We start from the raw sequence: 15754 nt of genomic DNA on the forward strand, positions 1-15754 counted from the left end.
GGACTACAGCACCTCCGGCGCCAGCGAGATGATCTTCATGAAACGCTTGTCGCGCAGTTCGCGACCGACAGGGCCGAAGATACGGGTACCGCGCGGGTCGCCGTCGTTCTTCAGGATCACTGCTGCGTTCTCATCGAACTTGATGTAGGAGCCGTCCGCACGGCGGCGTTCCTTCTTGGTGCGGACGATGACGGCCTTGACGACGTCGCCCTTCTTCACGTTGCCACCGGGGATGGCATCCTTCACGGTGGCGACGATCACGTCACCGATACCTGCGTAGCGGCGCCCGGATCCTCCGAGGACACGGATCGTCAAGATTTCCTTGGCGCCCGTGTTGTCGGCGATCTTCAGCCGCGATTCCTGCTGAATCACTCATTACTCCTGTCGTCGCGCCGGTTCTCTGCTCGAGCCTTGCGGAACGGATATGGGTTGGCCCCGTGATACTGGTACTCGGCACGAGCAGGAGAGGACGAGATCCTCTGCAGGGGAGAGTCGTGCCGAACAAGATCAGCGGGCTTTTGCCTATGTGCCCGGTGTGCCGATCCCCTCAGGGCATGCGTCAGCCCACCGGACAGACAAGATTCTGATCATATCGCGGCTGTGCCCCGGATACGAAATCGCATCCGGGGCACAGCGCGTGGGAAGAGGTGGTACCGCTCCCCGATCCTGCTCAGTGTCTACTGTTGTCTGCTACTTCGCCTTCTCGACGATCTCCACCAGGCGCCACCGCTTGGTGGCCGACAGCGGGCGGGTCTCGCTGATCACGACGAGATCTCCGACACCGGCGGCGTCCAGCTCGTCATGAGCCTTCACCTTCGAGGTCCGGCGAAGCACCTTGCCGTACAGGCCGTGCTTCACCCGGTCCTCGACCTCGACGACGATGGTCTTCTGCATCTTGTCCGAGACCACGTAGCCGCGGCGGATCTTGCGGTATCCCCGCGACGACGCGTCATGAACCGCTTTCTCGGGTACTGCGGTCGTCTCGCTCTGCTGCTCACTCATTTGGCGTCCTCCTCAGAAGCCTCGGTGCCGACGGAGGAGTCATCCTTAGCGGCGGCCTTCCTGGATTTCCGGGTCTTCTCCGCCTTGGCGGGCGTCGCCTCCTCGACAGGAGCGAGCACCTCGGGACGAATACCCAGTTCACGCTCACGCAGCACCGTGTAGATACGCGCGATGTCGCGCTTGACCGAGCGGAGCCGGCCATGGCTCTCGAGCTGACCGGTGGCCGACTGGAAGCGGAGATTGAACAGCTCCTCCTTGGCCTTGCGCAGCTCTTCCACCAGACGGTCCTTGTCGAAGCCGTCCAGCTGGTCTGTCGCCAGTTCCTTTGAACCCAGCGCCATGGCTATTCACCACCCTCACGGTGCACGATGCGTGCCTTCAACGGCAGCTTGTGGATCGCGAGGCGCATGGCTTCGCGGGCTACCTCCTCGGAAACACCGGACAGTTCGAAGAGAACCCGTCCGGGCTTGACGTTGGCCACCCACCACTCGGGCGAACCCTTACCGGAACCCATACGGGTCTCGGCGGGCTTCTTGGTCAACGGACGGTCCGGATAGATGTTGATCCAGACCTTGCCGCCACGCTTGATGTGACGGGTCATGGCGATACGAGCGGACTCGATCTGCCGGTTGGTGACGTATGCCGGGCTCAGCGCCTGGATACCCCACTCGCCGAAGCTGACCTCCGTACCGCCCGTCGCAGCGCCCGATCGACCCGGGTGATGCTGCTTGCGGAACCTTACTCGACGTGGGATGAGCATTTAAGCCTGTCCTCCTTCAGCGGCAGCGGGAGCTGCTGCGGTCTCGGCGGGAGCCTGGGCTCCCTGCCCCTCGGAGCGCTCCGGCGCCCGACGGCGGCGCTCGCCACCGCGATCCGCGCCGGCCGGGCCTCGACCCGGACGGTCCGAGCTACGGCCACGCGACGGCGCTGCTGCAGCCTGGGCCGCGAGCTCCTTCGCCGTGACGTCGCCCTTGTAGATCCAGACCTTCACGCCGATACGGCCGAACGTGGTCTTGGCCTCGAAGAAGCCGTAGTCGATGTTCGCCCGGAGCGTGTGCAGGGGAACGCGTCCCTCGCGGTAGAACTCCGAACGGCTCATCTCCGCTCCACCCAGGCGACCCGAGCACTGGACACGGATACCCTTGGCGCCGGCACGCTGTGCCGACTGGATGGCCTTCTTCATCGCGCGGCGGAACGCCACACGCGAAGAGAGCTGCTCGGCGACGCCCTGGGCCACCAGCTGCGCCTCGATCTCGGGGTTCTTGACCTCGAGGATGTTCAGCTGCACCTGCTTGCCCGTGAGCTTCTCGAGCTCGCCGCGGATGCGGTCGGCCTCTGCGCCACGACGACCGATGACGATCCCGGGACGCGCGGTGTGGATGTCCACGCGAACGCGGTCGCGGGTGCGCTCGATCTCGACCTTGGCGATTCCCGCGCGGTCCATGCCCGTGGACATGAGCTGGCGGATCTTGATGTCCTCGCGGACGAAGTCGCGGTAGCGCTGACCGGGCTTGTTGCTGTCGGCGAACCAGTGTGACCTGTGGTCAGTGGTGATACCGAGTCGGAACCCGTGCGGGTTGATCTTCTGTCCCACTTAGCGGACCTCCACTTTCTCAGGGGTAGCTACGACAACCGTGATGTGGCTGGTCCGCTTGTTGATGCGGAACGCGCGGCCCTGGGCTCGCGGCCGGAACCGCTTCATCGTGGGGCCTTCATCAACGAATGCTTCACTGATGATGAGGTTGTCCTCGTCGAAGGCGACGCCGTCACGGTCCGCGCGGACGCGGGCGTTGGCGACTGCCGACTGGACCACCTTGAAAACCGGCTCCGAAGCAACCTGTGGGGCAAACTTCAGAATAGCCAGAGCCTCGTTCGCCTGCTTACCACGAACAAGGTTGACGACGCGCCGGGCCTTCATAGGCGTCACGCGGATGTGCCGCGCAATAGCCTTGGCTTCCATTGCTTTCCTTCTCTCGTCTTATCCGAAGAGCAGCGCCTAGCGGCGCTTGCCCTTGCGGTCGTCCTTGACATGGCCGCGGAATGTCCGCGTCGGCGCGAATTCGCCGAGCTTGTGCCCGACCATCGATTCGGTGACGAACACCGGGATGTGCTTGCGCCCGTCATGCACCGCGATCGTGTGCCCGAGCATGTCGGGGACGATCATGGAGCGGCGGGACCAGGTCTTGATGACGTTCTTCTTGCCCGATTCGTTCTCGCGTGCCACCTTGACGTACAGGTGCTGGTCGACGAAGGGGCCTTTCTTCAGGCTGCGTGGCATGTCTCCAGGCTCCTATCGCTTGTTCTTGCCGGATCGACGGCGACGCACGATGAGTGAATCGCTCTCTTTGTTGGGGCGCCGGGTACGGCCCTCGGGCTTGCCGTTCGGGTTGACCGGGTGACGACCACCGGAGGTCTTGCCCTCGCCGCCACCGTGGGGGTGGTCGACGGGGTTCATGGCTACGCCGCGCACCGTCGGGCGGATACCCTTCCAGCGATTGCGGCCGGCCTTGCCCCAGTTGATGTTCGACTGTTCGGCGTTGCCCACCTCGCCGACCGTCGCGCGGCAGCGGACGTCCACGTTGCGGATCTCGCCGGACGGCAGGCGCAGCTGGGCGAAACGGCCTTCCTTGGCGACGAGCTGCACCGAGGCACCGGCGGAGCGAGCCATCTTGGCGCCTCCCCCCGGACGAAGCTCGACGGCGTGGATGACCGTACCGACGGGGATGTTGCGCAGCGGCAGATTGTTGCCCGGCTTGATGTCCGCCCCGGCACCTGCCTCGACGAAGTCACCCTGCCGGAGCCTGTTCGGCGCGATGATGTAGCGCTTCGTGCCGTCGACGTAGTGCAGGAGGGCGATGCGCGCCGTGCGGTTGGGGTCGTACTCGATCTCCGCGACGCGCGCATCGACGCCGTCCTTGTCGTGGCGGCGGAAGTCGATCAGCCTGTACTGGCGCTTGTGTCCACCACCTTTGTGACGCGTGGTGATCTTGCCAGTGTTGTTACGTCCGCCGTTCTTGGGCAGCGGACGGACCAACGACTTCTCAGGTGTCGAGCGGGTGATTTCAGCGAAGTCGGCGACGCTCGAGCCACGACGGCCCGGCGTTGTCGGCTTGTATTTACGGATTGCCATAACTCAATTCCTCGTTAAAGTGGTCTCCGCCCTAGGAGAGCGGACCGCCGAAGATGTCGATCGAGCCCTCTTTGAGGGACACGATGGCACGCTTGGTGCCCTTGCGCTGGCCCCAGCCGAACTTGGTCCGCTTGCGCTTCCCGATCCGGTTGATGGTGTTGATGGAGTCGACCTTCACGGAGAAGATCTTCTCCACCGCCAGCTTGATCTCTTCCTTGTTCGACCGGGGGTCGACCAGGAAGGTGTACTTGCCCTCGTCGATCAGGCCGTAGCTCTTCTCCGAGACGACGGGCGCGATCACCACGTCGCGCGGATCCTTGGCAATTGTGCCGCTCACTGTGCGTCCTCCTCGGAGATGGCATCGGCAGAGCCGACGAACTGGTCGTACGCGGCCTTGGAGAAGATCACGTCGTCGGAGACCAGCACGTCGTACGTGTTGAGCTGATCGACGTAGAGGACGTGAACTGCGGGGACGTTGCGCACGGACAGTGCAGCGACGTCGTTGTCACGCTCGATCACGACGAGCAGGCGAGCCCGATCGGACACCGACCGCAGGGTCTCGATCGCAGCCTTCGTCGAGGGCCGCTCGCCCTGGACGAGTGACTCGAGGACGTGGATGCGGTTGTTGCGGGCCCGGTCGGAGAGGGCACCGCGCAGGGCGGCAGCCTTCATCTTCTTGGGCGTCCGCTGGCTGTAATCGCGCGGCGTCGGTCCGTGGACCACACCACCACCGGTCATCTGGGGCTCGCGGATGGACCCCTGGCGGGCGCGACCCGTGCCCTTCTGCTTGAACGGCTTGCGGCCCGCGCCGCTGACCTCGGCGCGGGTCTTGGTCTTGTGCGTACCCTGGCGGGCGGCAGCAAGCTGGGCGACGACGACCTGGTGCATCAAGGGCACGTTGGTCTGCGCATCGAAGATCTCCGCGGGGAGATCGACCTGAACTGTGACAGCCATGTGGCTATGCTCCCTTCACGGCGGTGCGTACGAAGACGACCTGTCCGCGGGCGCCGGGAACGGCACCCTTGATGAGCAGCAGCGACTTCTCGACGTCCACGGCGTGGACCCGGAGGTTCAGCGTGGTCTGACGAACGGCACCCATGCGGCCTGCCATTTTCATTCCTCGGAAGACGCGGCTGGGGGTGGATGCACCACCGATGGAACCGGGCTTGCGGTGGTTCTTGTGTGCACCGTGGGAGGCTCCGACACCGTGGAAGCCGTGACGCTTCATGACGCCCGCGAAGCCCTTGCCCTTGGTGGTCCCGATGACATCGACCAGCTGGCCGGCGTCGAACATCTCGACGGACAGTTCCTGTCCGAGCGAGTAGGACTCGGCATCGGAGGTGCGCAGCTCCACGACGTGACGGCGGGGCGTGACACCTGCCTTCTCGAAGTGGCCGGCGAGCGGCCGGGTGACCTTCCGGGGGTCGATCTGGCCGAAGCCGATCTGGACCGCCGTGTAGCCGTCCGTGTCCTCGCTGAGCAGCTGCGTGATGACATTCGAGTCGGCCTGGATGACGGTCACCGGGACAAGGACGTTGTTCTCGTCCCAGACCTGCGTCATTCCCAACTTGGTGCCGAGCAGACCCTTGACCTGGCGTGTAAGTGAAGTAGACATGAGTATCCGCTCTCCCCTACAGCTTGATTTCGATGTTCACGTCCGCCGGCAGATCGAGACGCATCAGCGAATCGACGGCCTTGGGCGTGGGATCAATGATGTCGATCAGCCGCTTGTGCGTGCGCATCTCGAAGTGCTCGCGGCTGTCCTTGTACTTGTGTGGAGACCGGATGACGACGAAGACGTTCTTTTCCGTCGGAAGGGGCACGGGGCCCACGACCGTTGCGCCTGCGCGCGTCACCGTCTCAACGATCTTCCGCGCTGAAACGTCGATGACCTCGTGGTCATACGACTTCAGCCGGATGCGGATCTTCTGTCCCGCCATGGCGTCTCGACTCTCTCTCTAACCTGTGGGTAGCTGCCTGGGCAGCTCCGGAATCAACCTGCATCTGTGTTCACCGTGCAACGCTTCCCGCGCAGACTGAATCCGGAGATCTCCGGGTTCCTCACCCTGCTCGGTACCGACCCCCGCGCTCGGGCGTGTCGCTCACCCTGGTCACGAGTGACCGACTGCATCCTGATCTGGTCGATTGGACGGATCACTGTGGTCCATGGCGGTGGGTCCGATCCCCGCATCAGGCATTATCCTGACCGGGATGCAACCGCAAACCGCCTGTCGGCACGTGAACAACTTATCTAGTGTCGCAGATCGCCGGGTCGATTGCGAACCACGCGTGCCCGGCCCTCGCTCTTCCGGCACCCGTACTCCTGCCTACCCGGCGTCACGCCCGCCCGTCCCCGCCGTGGAGGACCCCGACACGGCGGGAATCGTGGCCGTAGCCGCTGCCGCGCCTTCCCGTCCGAGCGCGACGGCTGCGAGGAGCCGACGGCGGAGCATGCGGTGCCCGCTGGGCGGCAGGACCGTCCGGGCGGTGCAGAGGATTCCACGGCCCAGCACGGCACCGAGCAGACCCTGCATCGTGACGGTCCCCGGCGTTCCATCGACGTCCGTCGTCAGCTGCTGGACGAGTGCGGTGGAGAAAAGGGCGACGGCGGGGGCCGCGGCGGCATCGAGCCAGGGCAGGTGGTCCCGGCGGGAGAGGGCGAAGCCGGCGCCCGTGAGGAGGTTCCGCTCGGCCCTTGCGGGAACCAGCCTGCCCGAAGACGAGCCCGAGGAACCCCGCCGGGGAAACCACCAGTACCACTGCCATCGAATCCCTACCCGAGAACTCGGGCGTGAGTTCTGAGCTCCGTGTAGGTGCCGGAGCAACAGAGAGCGGAAGGGCCCGCATCGCCGATCGGCGATCCGGGCCCTTCCGGTGTCACCGGCACGAGCCGGCGTCTGGAACTGCTGGTGCTACTTCAGGATCTTCGTGACACGTCCCGAACCGACGGTGCGGCCACCTTCGCGGATGGCGAAGCCGAGTCCGTCCTCCATGGCGATCGGCTGGATGAGCTCGACCGTCATTTCGGTGTTGTCGCCGGGCATGACCATCTCGGTGCCCTCGGGCAGTGTGATGACGCCGGTGACGTCGGTGGTGCGGAAGTAGAACTGCGGACGGTAGTTCGAGTAGAACGGGTTGTGACGCCCGCCCTCGTCCTTCGCCAGGATGTAGACGTTGGCCTCGAAGTCCGTGTGCGGCGTGATGGAGCCGGGCTTCACGATGACCTGTCCGCGCTCCACGTCCTCGCGCTTGATACCGCGCAGCAGAAGGCCACAGTTCTCGCCCGCCCAGGCCTCGTCGAGCTGCTTGTGGAACATCTCGATGCCGGTGACCGTGGTCTTCTGGATCGGCCGGATGCCGACGATCTCGACCTCCGAGTTGATGGCCAGCGTGCCGCGTTCCGCACGGCCCGTGACCACGGTTCCACGACCGGTGATCGTGAAGACGTCCTCGACCGGCATCAGGAAGGGCTTGTCCCTGTCACGCACCGGATCGGGCACGCTCTCGTCGACCGCTTCCATCAGGTCCTCGACCGACTTGACCCACTCGGCGTCGCCCTCGAGAGCCTTCAGGCCCGAGACGCGCACCACGGGGGCATCGTCACCCTCGAAGCCCTGCGAGCTGAGCAGCTCACGGACCTCCATCTCGACGAGGTCCAGCAGCTCCTCGTCGTCGACCATGTCGGACTTGTTCAGCGCGACCAGCAGGTAGGGGACACCGACCTGGCGGGCGAGCAGCACGTGCTCGCGGGTCTGGGCCATGGGTCCGTCCGTCGCGGCGACAACGAGGATTGCCCCGTCCATCTGGGCGGCGCCGGTGATCATGTTCTTGATGTAGTCGGCGTGACCGGGGGCGTCCACGTGGGCGTAGTGACGCTTCTCGGTCTCGTACTCGACGTGCGAGATGTTGATGGTGATGCCGCGCTGCTTCTCCTCGGGGGCCGAGTCGATCGACGCGAAGTCACGCCTCTCGTTGAGATTGGGGTACTTGTCGTACAGCACCTTGGAAATGGCAGCCGTCAACGTGGTCTTCCCATGGTCGACGTGACCGATGGTACCGATGTTAACGTGCGGCTTAGTCCGCTCGAACTTTGCCTTCGCCACGGGTTCCTCCTAGAACGTTTCAGATTTGCTTCCCAGCCGCGCTTTTCGCGACCGAAACTGTTGCAAGTCTACTGGGGGCTTTTGATTTTGATGAAACTGAACTACTCTGCCGGTCGTTGCGGACCGACACCCGGGCGGGGACGCCATTCCCTCGAGGGGTGCCGTCCCCGCCCTGTCTCTCCCGTCTCCGGGGTTTCGCTATTCGCCGCGGGTCTTCTGGATGATCTCGTCGGCAACTGCCCGGGGGACCTCCGAGTAGCTGTCGAACTTCATCGAGTAGACAGCGCGGCCCTGGGTCTTCGACCGCAGATCACCGATGTAGCCGAACATGCCCGAGAGCGGGACGTGCGCGGTGATGACCTTCACACCGCTCGCGTCCTCCATCGACTGCATCTGGCCGCGGCGGGAGTTGATGTCGCCGATGACCTCGCCCATGTACTCCTCGGGGGTGCGGACCTCGACCTCCATCAGCGGCTCGAGCAGAACGGGCTTGGCCATCCGCGCAGCTTCCTTGAACGCCATGCGTCCGGCGATCTTGAACGCCATCTCCGAGGAGTCGACGTCGTGGTACGCGCCGTCGAGCAGCGTCGCCTTGATACCCACCACGGGATAACCGGCCAGGACGCCGTCGTTGAGCGCATCCTGGATACCGGCGTCCACGCTCGGGATGTACTCGCGGGGAACGCGGCCGCCTGTGACCTTGTTCTCGAACGAGTACAGGACGCCCTCCTCGACCTCCATCGGTTCGATGGCGATCTGGATCTTGGCGAACTGCCCCGACCCACCCGTCTGCTTCTTGTGGGTGTAGTCGTGCTTGGCCACCGTGGACTTGATGGTCTCGCGATAGGCGACCTGTGGCTTGCCCACATTCGCCTCGACGCGGAATTCGCGCCGCATCCGATCCACCAGGATGTCCAGGTGGAGCTCACCCATGCCCGCGATGATCGTCTGCCCGGTGTCCTCGTTGAGGGACACCTGGAAGGTGGGATCCTCGGCCGAGAGCTTCTGGATGGCCGTGGAGAGCTTCTCCTGGTCGCCCTTGGTCTTGGGTTCGATCGCGACCGAGATCACGGGCTCCGGGAAACTCATGGACTCGAGGACGATCTGGCTCGACGCGTCGGAGAGCGTGTCTCCCGTGGTGGTGTCCTTGAGTCCGATCGCGGCGTAGATGTGGCCTGCGAAGGCCTCGTCGACGGGGATCTCCTTGTTCGCGTGCATCTGGAAGAGCTTCCCGATGCGCTCCTTCTTGTTCTTCGTCGAGTTCACCAGTTGCGTACCGGCGGTCACGTGACCGGAGTAGACGCGGATGAACGTCAGCTGACCGAAGAACGGGTGGGTCGCGACCTTGAACGCCAGTGCCGCGAACGGCTCCTCCGTGGAGGGGGCACGCGTCATCTCCGTCTCCTCGTTCCGCGGATCGTGCCCGACCATCGCGGGCACGTCGAGCGGCGAGGGCAGGTAGTCGATGACGGCGTCGAGCATCGGCTGGACACCACGGTTCTTGAACGCCGAGCCACACAGGACCGGGTACAGCTCCGAGTTGACGGTCATCCTGCGGATGCCGGCCTTGAGTTCCTCGATCGAGATCTCCTCGCCCTCGAGGTACTTGTCCATGAGTTCGTCCGAGGACTCGGCGACCGTCTCCACGAGCGTCGCGCGGTACTGCTCGGCCTTCTCCTTGAGATCGTCGGGGATCTCCTGGATCTCGTAGCTGGCACCCATGGTCACGTCGCCCTTGGAGTCGCCGGGCCAGACCAGGGCACGCATGTAGAGCAGATCCACGACGCCGACGAAGTCGTTCTCGGCCCCGATGGGCAGCTGCAGCACGAGCGGCTTCGCCCCGAGGCGGCTGACGATGGTGTCGACCGTGTAGTAGAAGTCGGCGCCGAGCTTGTCCATCTTGTTGACGAAACAGATGCGGGGCACTTCGTACTTGTCGGCCTGGCGCCACACCGTCTCGGACTGCGGCTCGACACCTTCCTTGCCGTCGAACACGGCAACGGCACCGTCGAGGACGCGCAGCGAACGCTCCACCTCGACCGTGAAGTCGACGTGCCCGGGGGTGTCGATGATGTTGATCTGGTTGTTCTCCCAGAAGCAGGTCACGGCGGCAGACGTGATGGTGATGCCGCGCTCCTTCTCCTGCTCCATCCAGTCGGTCGTGGAGGCGCCGTCGTGCGTCTCGCCGATCTTGTGGTTGACACCCGTGTAGAACAGGATGCGCTCTGTAGTCGTTGTCTTGCCGGCATCGATATGGGCCATGATGCCGATGTTGCGGACCTTGTTGAGGTCGGTAAGCACGTCCTGTGCCACGGTGTCTCCCTTTTTACGAAGATGGAGTTCTGCCGGCCGCGGAGCCGGGTCGTCCCTGTGGGGGTCGCGACCCGGCCGAGCGCGTCGTTACCAGCGGTAGTGTGCGAAGGCCTTGTTCGACTCGGCCATCTTGTGCGTGTCCTCGCGGCGCTTCACTGCGGCGCCGAGGCCGTTGGAGGCGTCGAGGATCTCGTTCTGCAGGCGCTCGGTCATGGTCTTCTCACGACGCGCCTTCGAGTAGCCGACGAGCCAGCGCAGAGCCAGGGCCGTGGAGCGACCCGGCTTCACCTCCACGGGTACCTGGTACGTTGCGCCGCCGACGCGACGTGAGCGGACCTCGAGGGTCGGCTTCACGTTGTCCATGGCCTTCTTCAGTGCCGCCACGGGATCGCCGCCGGACTTGGCGCGAGCACCCTCGAGTGCGCCGTAGACGATGCGCTCCGCGGTCGACTTCTTGCCGTCCACGAGAACCTTGTTGATCAGTTGTGTGACCAGTGGCGAACCGTAGACAGGATCGAGGACGAGCGGCCGCTTGGGGGCCGGACCCTTGCGAGGCATATTACTTCTTCTCCATCTTCGCTCCGTAGCGGCTGCGAGCCTGCTTGCGGTTCTTCACGCCCTGGGTGTCCAGAGCGCCGCGGACGATCTTGTACCGCACACCGGGGAGGTCCTTCACACGGCCCCCGCGCACGAGCACGATGGAGTGCTCCTGCAGGTTGTGGCCGACGCCGGGAATGTACGCCGTGACCTCGACACCACCGTTGAGCCGTACGCGGGCAACCTTGCGCAGCGCCGAGTTCGGCTTCTTCGGGGTGGTCGTGTAGACGCGGGTGCAGACGCCGCGCTTCATAGGGCTGCCCTTGAGTGCGGGAGCCTTGGTCTTGACGACCTTGGGTGTGCGGCCCTTACGGACCAGCTGTTGGATAGTTGGCACTTCTGAGTTCTCCGAACTGTCTAGAGATGATGACGGTCGTTTGCGCCAGACCTACAGACCGAGACCGTTCGCACTTGTCGGCAGGCGTGAAAAAAGGTGGCATTCGATGTACACGATCCGTACACCACGGAGATGCGCCCTTGACGGCGCCGATCCTCTGCCAAACAATTGTCCCTAGCATACCAGAGGAGTACAGGCATCCCCGAACCGACCGGTCGCGAGGGGATCTCCCTGCCGACGAGAAGTCCCGCGCACCCGAGGGGTGCGCGGGACTTCTCGTTCGCGTCGGATCAGCGGAACTCCGACCCCATGTCGTAGTCGTCCAGCGGGACCGCCTGGAACTCCGGGCTCAGACCGCTGTCGACACCGGCGTAGTCGAAGTCGCTGAACGCGCTCGGACCGGTGAAGAGATTGGCCTTGGCCTCCTCCGTGGGCTCCACGGTGACCTTCGTGTAGCGATCCAGACCGGTTCCGGCCGGGATCAGCTTACCGATGATCACGTTCTCCTTCAGACCCAGCAGCGGATCACTCTTGCCCTCCATGGCCGCCTGTGTGAGCACACGGGTGGTCTCCTGGAAGGACGCGGCCGAGAGCCACGATTCCGTGGCCAACGAGGCCTTGGTGATACCCATGAGCTCGGGACGACCGGAGGCCGGCTTCCTGCCCTCGGACACCACGCGCCGGTTCTCGTCCTCGAAACGACGACGCTCGGCCAGTTCACCGGGAAGCAGGTCCGATTCGCCGGACTCGATCACGGTGACCCGACGCAGCATCTGCCGGACGATCACCTCGACGTGCTTGTCGTGGATACCCACGCCCTGGCTGCGGTACACGCGCTGCACCTCGTTCACCAGGAACTCCTGGGCCTTGCGCGGGCCGAGGATCCGCAGGATCTGCTTCGGATCGACCGCGCCGAAGACGAGCTGCTGCCCGACCTCCACGTGATCCCCGTCGGCGACCAACAGACGTGCACGGCGCAGGACCGGGTACGCGATCTCCTCGGACCCGTCGTCGGGTGTGACCACCAGGCGGAGCTGCTTCTCGGCATCCTCCACGGTGACGCGCCCTGCGACCTCGGAGATCGGCGCGACACCCTTGGGTGTACGGGCCTCGAAGAGCTCCTGGATACGGGGCAGACCCTGGGTGATGTCCTCCGCGGATGCGATACCACCGGTGTGGAAGGTACGCATGGTCAACTGCGTCCCGGGCTCACCGATCGACTGGGCGGCGATGATACCGACCGCCTCGCCGATGTCCACGGTCTTGCCGGTGGCCAGCGAGCGGCCGTAGCACAGGGCACACGTTCCGACACCTGATTCACAGGTGAGCACGGAGCGCACCTTGATGTCGGCGACGCCGGCCTCGAACAGTTCACCGATGAGCACGTCGCCCACATCGGAGCCCGCCGGGGCGAGCACCTTCCCCGTCGAGTCGACGACGTCGGTGGCCAGCGTGCGCGAGTAGGCCGAGTTCTCGACCTCCTCGTGCAGGACCAGCTCGCCGTCGGCGTTCGGCACGGCGATCGTGACCTTCAGCCCGCGCTCGGTACCGCAGTCGTCCTCGCGGACGATGACGTCCTGTGAGACGTCGACGAGGCGGCGTGTCAGGTACCCCGAGTTGGCCGTACGCAGTGCGGTGTCGGCCAGGCCCTTCCGGGCACCGTGCGTGGCGATGAAGTACTCGAGCACCGACAGACCCTCACGGTACGAGGACTTGATCGGACGCGGGATGATCTCGCCCTTCGGGTTGGCCACCAGACCACGGATACCGGCGATCTGCCGGACCTGCAGCCAGTTGCCTCGAGCGCCCGAGGACACCATCCGGTTGATGGTGTTGTCCTTCGGCATGGCCTCACGCATGGATGCGGCTACCTCGTTGGTCGCCCTGTTCCAGATGTCGATGAGCTCCTGGCGGCGCTCCTCGTCCGCGATCAGGCCCCTGTCGAACTGGGACTGCACCTTCGCGGCCTGCGTCTCGTAGCCCTCCATGATGCCGGCCTTGTTGATCGGCGCGGAGATGTCGGAGATCGCGACGGTGACACCCGAGCGGGTCGCCCAGTAGAAGCCGGCATCCTTCAGGTTGTCCAGCGTCGCCGCGGTGACCACCTTGGGATAGCGCTCCGCGAGATCATTGACGATCGCGGAGAGCTGACCCTTGTCCGCCACCTTCTCCACCCAGGGATAGTCCTCGGGGAGGGTGTCGTTGAACAGGACCTGTCCGAGCGAGGTCTGGATGAGCGCCGGCGTACCGGGCTCCCAGTCCTCGGGCGCAGCAATGTCACTGCTGGGCACGAACGTGGTGACCCTGATGCGGACGATCGAGTTCAGGTGCAGCTCACCGGCGTCGTACGCCATGATCGCTTCCGCCGGGCTCGTGAAGACCCGACCCTCGCCCGCACTACCCTCGCGCTTGGTGGTGAGGTGATGCAGGCCGATGATCATGTCCTGTGAGGGCAGGGTCACCGGACGGCCGTCGGACGGCTTCAGGATGTTGTTCGAGGAGAGCATCAGGATGCGTGCCTCGGCCTGGGCCTCGGGACTCAGCGGCAGGTGCACTGCCATCTGGTCGCCGTCGAAGTCGGCGTTGAACGCAGCACAGACCAGCGGGTGGAGCTGGAGAGCCTTGCCTTCCACGAGCTGCGGCTCGAACGCCTGGATGCCGAGCCGGTGCAGGGTGGGTGCACGGTTCAGCAGGACGGGGTGCTCGGTGATGATCTCCTCGAGCACGTCCCATACCTGGGGACGGTAGCGCTCGACCATGCGCTTGGCACTCTTGATGTTCTGCGCGTGATTGAGATCCACCAGCCGCTTCATGACGAACGGCTTGAAGAGCTCCAGCGCCATCTGCTTGGGCAGGCCGCACTGGTGCAGCTTCAGCTGCGGTCCGACGACGATGACCGAACGGCCCGAGTAGTCCACGCGCTTGCCCAGGAGGTTCTGGCGGAACCGCCCCTGCTTGCCCTTGAGCATGTCGGAGAGCGACTTCAGCGGACGGTTGCCCGGTCCGGTGACCGGACGGCCGCGCCGACCGTTGTCGAACAGGGAGTCGACGGCTTCCTGGAGCATGCGCTTCTCGTTGTTCACGATGATCTCGGGAGCTCCGAGATCGAGCAGGCGCTTGAGCCGGTTGTTCCTGTTGATCACACGACGGTAGAGGTCGTTGAGATCGGACGTGGCGAACCGGCCGCCGTCGAGCTGGACCATCGGACGCAGTTCCGGCGGGATCACGGGAACGGCGTCGAGGACCATGCCCAGCGGGCTGTTCGTCGTGGTCAGGAATGCATTGACGACCTTCAGGCGCTTCAGGGCGCGCGTCTTGCGCTGGCCCTTGCCGTTCTGGATGATGTCGCGAAGCATTTCGGCTTCCGCGGCCATGTCGAAGGTCTCGAGCCGCTTCTTGATCGCCTCGGCACCCATGGAGCCCTCGAAGTACAGACCGTACCGGTCACGCAGTTCACGGTAGAGCCCCTCGTCACCCTCGAGATCGGCGACCTTGAGGGTCTTGAAGCGCTCCCACACCTGGACGAGCCGCTCGATGTCGGCATCCGCCCGCTTGCGGACATTGGCCATCTGACGGTCCGCAGAGTCGCGGGCCTTCTTCTTGTCCGCAGCCTTGGCGCCCTCGCCCTCGAGGCGGGCGAGCTCGTCCTCGAGATCCTTGGCGATAGCGGCGATGTCCGAATCGCGCTGATCCGTCATCTGCTTCTTCTCGAGGTCGTGCTCGGCCTGGAGATTGGGCAGCTCGGCGTGGCGGTTCTCCTCGTCGACCGAGGTGATCATGTAGGCGGCGAAGTAGATGACCTTCTCGAGGTCCTTCGGTGCCAGGTCCAGGAGGTACCCGAGGCGTGAGGGAACGCCCTTGAAGTACCAGATGTGCGTGACGGGAGCGGCGAGCTCGATGTGCCCCATGCGCTCGCGGCGCACCTTGGCGCGGGTGACCTCGACGCCGCAGCGCTCACAGATGATGCCCTTGAAGCGCACGCGCTTGTACTTGCCGCAGTAGCATTCCCAGTCGCGGGAAGGGCCGAAGATCTTCTCGCAGAAGAGTCCGTCCTTCTCGGGCTTGAGCGTGCGGTAGTTGATGGTTTCCGGCTTCTTGACCTCGCCGTAGGACCAGCCACGGATTTCGTCCGCGGTGGCAAGGCCGATTCGCATGAGGCCGAAGGAGGATTCGCTGGACATAGGGTCCCTGTTCTCTCTTTGTTCTCTAAATTCGTGAAGTCTTGTGGGGTGCGGCGAAGAGTGCTGGGCGCGTGTCGGGTGTCTGGCCCGG

General features: G+C 64.6%; 18 protein-coding genes. All 18 read right to left on the reverse strand.

Going from position 1 to position 15754, the window contains the following annotated elements; genetic code table 11:
• Positions 1 to 3: 3 nt before the first annotated feature.
• Positions 4 to 372 carry a 50S ribosomal protein L14 gene (gene rplN / locus E8P82_RS08060; protein ID WP_026549116.1) on the reverse strand — a complete coding sequence of 123 codons (369 nt, stop codon included), beginning with the start codon at positions 370 to 372 and terminating at the stop codon, positions 4 to 6.
• Between the two features lie 318 nt (positions 373 to 690).
• A complete protein-coding gene (gene rpsQ, locus E8P82_RS08065) occupies positions 691 to 1002 on the reverse strand; it encodes a 30S ribosomal protein S17 (RefSeq protein ID WP_136453994.1) in 312 nt (103 codons plus the stop codon).
• Entirely contained in the window at positions 999 to 1343 is a 345-nt protein-coding gene (gene rpmC, locus E8P82_RS08070; RefSeq protein WP_136453995.1) for a 50S ribosomal protein L29, read from the reverse strand. Before rpmC ends, rpsQ begins: the two co-directional genes overlap by 4 nt.
• A 2-nt stretch (positions 1344 to 1345) precedes the next feature.
• The gene (rplP, locus tag E8P82_RS08075; RefSeq protein WP_136453996.1) at positions 1346 to 1762 is read right to left on the reverse strand and encodes a 50S ribosomal protein L16; all 417 of its coding nucleotides are present in this window, start codon (positions 1760 to 1762) and stop codon (positions 1346 to 1348) included.
• Entirely contained in the window at positions 1763 to 2596 is an 834-nt protein-coding gene (rpsC, locus tag E8P82_RS08080; RefSeq protein ID WP_136453997.1) for a 30S ribosomal protein S3, read from the reverse strand.
• The gene (gene rplV / locus E8P82_RS08085; protein WP_087030095.1) at positions 2597 to 2962 is read right to left on the reverse strand and encodes a 50S ribosomal protein L22; all 366 of its coding nucleotides are present in this window, start codon (positions 2960 to 2962) and stop codon (positions 2597 to 2599) included.
• 36 nt (positions 2963 to 2998) lie between these two features.
• Complete coding sequence (gene rpsS, locus E8P82_RS08090) at positions 2999 to 3280, reverse strand: 30S ribosomal protein S19 (RefSeq protein WP_136453998.1); 282 nt, start codon at positions 3278 to 3280, stop codon at positions 2999 to 3001.
• A 12-nt stretch (positions 3281 to 3292) separates the two neighbouring features.
• Entirely contained in the window at positions 3293 to 4132 is an 840-nt protein-coding gene (gene rplB, locus E8P82_RS08095; protein ID WP_136453999.1) for a 50S ribosomal protein L2, read from the reverse strand.
• 31 nt (positions 4133 to 4163) lie between these two features.
• On the reverse strand, positions 4164 to 4469 hold the full coding sequence (rplW, locus tag E8P82_RS08100; RefSeq protein WP_136454000.1) for a 50S ribosomal protein L23: 306 nt from the start codon (positions 4467 to 4469) through the stop codon (positions 4164 to 4166).
• Positions 4466 to 5086, reverse strand: coding sequence for a 50S ribosomal protein L4 (gene rplD, locus E8P82_RS08105; protein WP_136454001.1), 621 nt, complete (start codon positions 5084 to 5086; stop codon positions 4466 to 4468). Before rplD ends, rplW begins: the two co-directional genes overlap by 4 nt.
• A 4-nt stretch (positions 5087 to 5090) precedes the next feature.
• Positions 5091 to 5747, reverse strand: a complete 657-nt coding sequence (gene rplC / locus E8P82_RS08110; RefSeq protein ID WP_136454002.1) for a 50S ribosomal protein L3 — start codon at positions 5745 to 5747, stop codon at positions 5091 to 5093.
• A gap of 16 nt (positions 5748 to 5763) precedes the next feature.
• Complete coding sequence (rpsJ, locus tag E8P82_RS08115; protein ID WP_026531952.1) at positions 5764 to 6072, reverse strand: 30S ribosomal protein S10; 309 nt, start codon at positions 6070 to 6072, stop codon at positions 5764 to 5766.
• Between the two features lie 387 nt (positions 6073 to 6459).
• A complete protein-coding gene (locus tag E8P82_RS08120; protein ID WP_136454003.1) occupies positions 6460 to 6957 on the reverse strand; it encodes a hypothetical protein in 498 nt (165 codons plus the stop codon).
• A gap of 87 nt (positions 6958 to 7044) precedes the next feature.
• On the reverse strand, positions 7045 to 8235 hold the full coding sequence (tuf, locus tag E8P82_RS08125) for an elongation factor Tu (protein WP_136454004.1): 1191 nt from the start codon (positions 8233 to 8235) through the stop codon (positions 7045 to 7047).
• Positions 8236 to 8433: 198 nt separating this feature from the next.
• Positions 8434 to 10548 (reverse strand): elongation factor G, encoded by a 2115-nt coding sequence (gene fusA, locus E8P82_RS08130; RefSeq protein WP_136454005.1) that lies wholly within the window; start codon positions 10546 to 10548, stop codon positions 8434 to 8436.
• 87 nt (positions 10549 to 10635) lie between these two features.
• The gene (gene rpsG, locus E8P82_RS08135; protein ID WP_087076905.1) at positions 10636 to 11106 is read right to left on the reverse strand and encodes a 30S ribosomal protein S7; all 471 of its coding nucleotides are present in this window, start codon (positions 11104 to 11106) and stop codon (positions 10636 to 10638) included.
• A gap of 1 nt (position 11107) precedes the next feature.
• On the reverse strand, positions 11108 to 11482 hold the full coding sequence (gene rpsL, locus E8P82_RS08140; RefSeq protein WP_136454006.1) for a 30S ribosomal protein S12: 375 nt from the start codon (positions 11480 to 11482) through the stop codon (positions 11108 to 11110).
• A gap of 290 nt (positions 11483 to 11772) precedes the next feature.
• Positions 11773 to 15663: a DNA-directed RNA polymerase subunit beta' gene (locus E8P82_RS08145; protein WP_136454007.1), complete on the reverse strand. Its 3891-nt coding sequence runs from the start codon at positions 15661 to 15663 to the stop codon at positions 11773 to 11775.
• Positions 15664 to 15754 lie beyond the last annotated feature (91 nt).

This window comes from Arthrobacter echini (assembly GCF_004803505.1).
Classification (GTDB): Bacteria; Actinomycetota; Actinomycetes; order Actinomycetales; family Micrococcaceae; genus Arthrobacter_D; species Arthrobacter_D echini.

Coding starts and splice junctions, on each gene's coding strand:
- rplP (WP_136453996.1), bottom strand. CDS start 1,762: ATGCTCATCCCACGTCGAGTAAGGTTCCGCAAGCAGCATCACCCGGGT.
- rpsJ (WP_026531952.1), bottom strand. CDS start 6,072: ATGGCGGGACAGAAGATCCGCATCCGGCTGAAGTCGTATGACCACGAG.
- rplB (WP_136453999.1), bottom strand. CDS start 4,132: ATGGCAATCCGTAAATACAAGCCGACAACGCCGGGCCGTCGTGGCTCG.
- rplV (WP_087030095.1), bottom strand. CDS start 2,962: ATGGAAGCCAAGGCTATTGCGCGGCACATCCGCGTGACGCCTATGAAG.
- rpsS (WP_136453998.1), bottom strand. CDS start 3,280: ATGCCACGCAGCCTGAAGAAAGGCCCCTTCGTCGACCAGCACCTGTAC.
- rplD (WP_136454001.1), bottom strand. CDS start 5,086: ATGGCTGTCACAGTTCAGGTCGATCTCCCCGCGGAGATCTTCGATGCG.
- rpsG (WP_087076905.1), bottom strand. CDS start 11,106: ATGCCTCGCAAGGGTCCGGCCCCCAAGCGGCCGCTCGTCCTCGATCCT.
- rpsQ (WP_136453994.1), bottom strand. CDS start 1,002: ATGAGTGAGCAGCAGAGCGAGACGACCGCAGTACCCGAGAAAGCGGTT.
- rplC (WP_136454002.1), bottom strand. CDS start 5,747: ATGTCTACTTCACTTACACGCCAGGTCAAGGGTCTGCTCGGCACCAAG.
- rpmC (WP_136453995.1), bottom strand. CDS start 1,343: ATGGCGCTGGGTTCAAAGGAACTGGCGACAGACCAGCTGGACGGCTTC.
- E8P82_RS08145 (WP_136454007.1), bottom strand. CDS start 15,663: ATGTCCAGCGAATCCTCCTTCGGCCTCATGCGAATCGGCCTTGCCACC.